General features: G+C 68.6%; 4 protein-coding genes. 2 read left to right on the forward strand and 2 right to left on the reverse strand.

The window, feature by feature from the left end:
• On the forward strand, nt 1–613 hold a 613-nt coding region (locus tag VIR09_RS22270), incomplete at its 5' end, for a phospholipase domain-containing protein (RefSeq protein WP_332014821.1).
• Nucleotides 610–1,008 carry an ASCH domain-containing protein gene (locus tag VIR09_RS22275; RefSeq protein ID WP_332014822.1) on the forward strand — a complete coding sequence of 133 codons (399 nt, stop codon included), beginning with the start codon at nt 610–612 and terminating at the stop codon, nt 1,006–1,008. The genes VIR09_RS22270 and VIR09_RS22275, both read left to right, overlap by 4 nt.
• A 50-nt stretch (nt 1,009–1,058) precedes the next feature.
• Here VIR09_RS22275 and VIR09_RS22280 read toward each other — a convergent pair whose 3' ends face one another.
• Both VIR09_RS22280 and VIR09_RS22285 read right to left on the reverse strand, forming a co-directional pair.
• Nucleotides 1,059–1,811, reverse strand: a complete 753-nt coding sequence (locus VIR09_RS22280) for an ABC transporter ATP-binding protein (RefSeq protein WP_013392184.1) — start codon at nt 1,809–1,811, stop codon at nt 1,059–1,061.
• On the reverse strand, nt 1,811–2,676 hold an 866-nt coding region (locus VIR09_RS22285), incomplete at its 5' end, for an ABC transporter ATP-binding protein (RefSeq protein ID WP_332014823.1). The genes VIR09_RS22285 and VIR09_RS22280, both read right to left, overlap by 1 nt.

Consider the following 2,676-nt stretch of genomic DNA (forward strand, 5'->3'; position numbering starts at 1 on the left):
CGGCACGCGCCCATCGCGTCCGCTGCCCTACGCGCTGCAGGTCCATGCGGTTGCGGATGGCAAGAGCGTGACGCTGCGCTTCGAAAACACCGGCGCGGCTGGCGCGGTGCTGCATGTATACGACCGGCTGCATCTGGAGCGCGGCCCACGCCGCTACACCGTGGAAGCGGGCAAGCAGCTCGAAGACGCATGGCAGACCGCTGCCGACGAGGGACGCTACGATCTGTGGGTGCTGGGGCCCAACGGCTTCCATCGCCATTGCACGGGCCGCGCCGGCTCGCCATCCCTGGAAGTCACAGCCAACTACCAGGGGCCGGGCGCGTCGCTGCAACTGACGCTGCGCAACCCTGCCCCGCAGGCCCGCTCGTTCCGGGTGGAGGCCAACGCCTATGGCTATCCCAGCGAAGACAATGTCACGCTCGTTGCGGGCGAGACGCTCAGCCTGGCCTGGGACCTGACCCGCAGCGCCGGCTGGTATGACCTGACGGTGCACGACAGCGGCGACCCGGCCTACACTCGTCGCCTGGCCGGGCGCATCGAAACCGGCGCGCCCTCCACTTCCGATCCCGCAATGGGACAGGAGCTGATACTGCAATGGACACCCCCGGCATGAAACCGCCCGCCCCCTATGAAGACGCCGTGACTTTCCAGTTCGGCGATTCGCCCGAACTTGCCGACGAGTTGCTGGCATTGGTGCTGGCCGGCACGAAGACGGCCACCTGCGGCGCGCTGCGCGACTTCAATGAACAGGAACCCGTGCCCGCGGCCGGCCGGCGCGACGTGGTGCTGGACGGACAGGGCCGCCCGGCCTGCGTCATCGAGACCCTCAGCGTGCTGATCCAGCGCTTCGACCAGGTCGACGAAGCGTTCGCGCTGGCCGAAGGCGAAGGCCCTTACGAGGCCTGGCGCGACGCGCACATCGCCTACTTCGGCCGCAACGGCGGCTATGCGCCGGACATGATGCTGGCGTGCGAACGCTTCCGGGTGGTCGAAGTCTTCGAACGATAAAAAAGGCCGGACACCCTGCGGTGTCCGGCCCTTCAGGCGTTCGGGGTTGGTCAGCCTTGTTCGCCGCCCTTGCCCAGGCCCAGATAGCTTTCGATGACCTTGGGGTCGCCGGCCAGCTCGCGCGCCGGGCCGTGCAGGATGACCTCGCCGGTTTCCAGCACGTAACCGTAGTCGGCTACTTGCAGCGCCGCGCGCGCGTTCTGTTCAACCAGCAGGATCGCCACGCCGGTCTCGCGCAGGCGCGCGATGATGTGGAAGATCTCGCGCACGATGCGCGGCGCCAGGCCCAGGCTGGGCTCGTCGAGCATCAGCAGGTTGGGCTTGGCCATCAGCGCGCGGCCGACGGCCAGCATCTGGCGTTCGCCGCCCGACAGCGTGCCGGCCTGCTGCGCACGGCGCTCGCGCAACCGCGGAAACAGGTCGAACACTTCATTCAGCGTATCGCGCCAGCCGCTTTCGCGGGCGCGGTAGCGGCGGAAACCGCCCAGCAGCAGGTTGTCTTCCACCGACATGGTGCCGAACAGTTCGCGGCGCTCGGGCACCAGCGACATGCCGGCCGCGACGCGGCGTTCGACCTGCCAGCCCGACACGTCGGTGCCGGCGTACTGCACGGTGCCGGCCGCGTGGCCGGTCTGCGGCAGCGCCCCCATCATGGCGTTCAGCATGGTGGACTTGCCGGCGCCGTTGGCGCCGATCACGGTAACGATGCTGCCGGCAGGCACGGTGAGCGAGGCGCCCACCAGCGCGCCCACCTTGCCGTAGCGGGCGGACAGGTTGGTGACTTCGAGTACGGGAGCGCTCATCACACGCCTCCTGCCGACACGGGCTTGGCCTGGTCCGCTTCGGGCAGGTCGTCATCGATGCCGCCCAGGTAGGCTTCCAGCACCGCCGGGTTCTTTTGCACGTCGGCCGGCACGCCTTCAGCCAGCTTGGTGCCGAAATCCATCACCACGAGGTGGTTGGTCAGACGCATCACAAAATCCATATCGTGTTCGACGAGCAGAATGCTCATGCCCTCGGCCCGCAACTGTTCCAGCACGCGCGCCAGGTCCTGCTTTTCCTTGTAGCGCAGGCCGGCGGCGGGTTCGTCCAGCAGCAGCAGCACCGGATCGGCGGCCAGGGCGCGCGCGATTTCCAGGATGCGTTGCTGGCCCAGCGCCAGATTGCCCGCCTGCTCGTACAGGTACTCGCCCAGGCCGACACGCTTGATCTGCTCGGCCGCCTCGTGCAGCAGCTGCGCCTCGCGGGCGCGGTCCGAATGCAGGGCGCCCGCCAGCACGCCGACGTCCGAGCGGAGGTGTGCGCCCAGCGCCACGTTCTCCAGCACCGTCATACCGGGCAGCAGTTGCACGTGCTGGAAGGTGCGCCCCACGCCCAGCTTGGCGATCTCGCGCGCGGAACGGCTGTCGATGCGCTGGCCCATGAAGGTGACCTTGCCGCGCGTCACCGGCAGCACGCCGCTGATCAGGTTGAAGGTCGTGCTCTTGCCGGCGCCGTTCGGGCCGATCAGGCCCATGATCTCGCCGGAGGCGACCTTGAAGGAGATGTCGTTGACGGCGACCAGGCCGCCGAATTCCTTGCGGATGGCATCGACTTCGAGCACCACCTGGCCAGCTTGCGGACGCGCGCGCGTCGGCAGGGCCGGCGCCGCCGCGGGCGGTGCCATGT

This window comes from Achromobacter sp. (genome assembly GCF_036567245.1).
Lineage (GTDB): Bacteria > Pseudomonadota > Gammaproteobacteria > Burkholderiales > Burkholderiaceae_B > Achromobacter.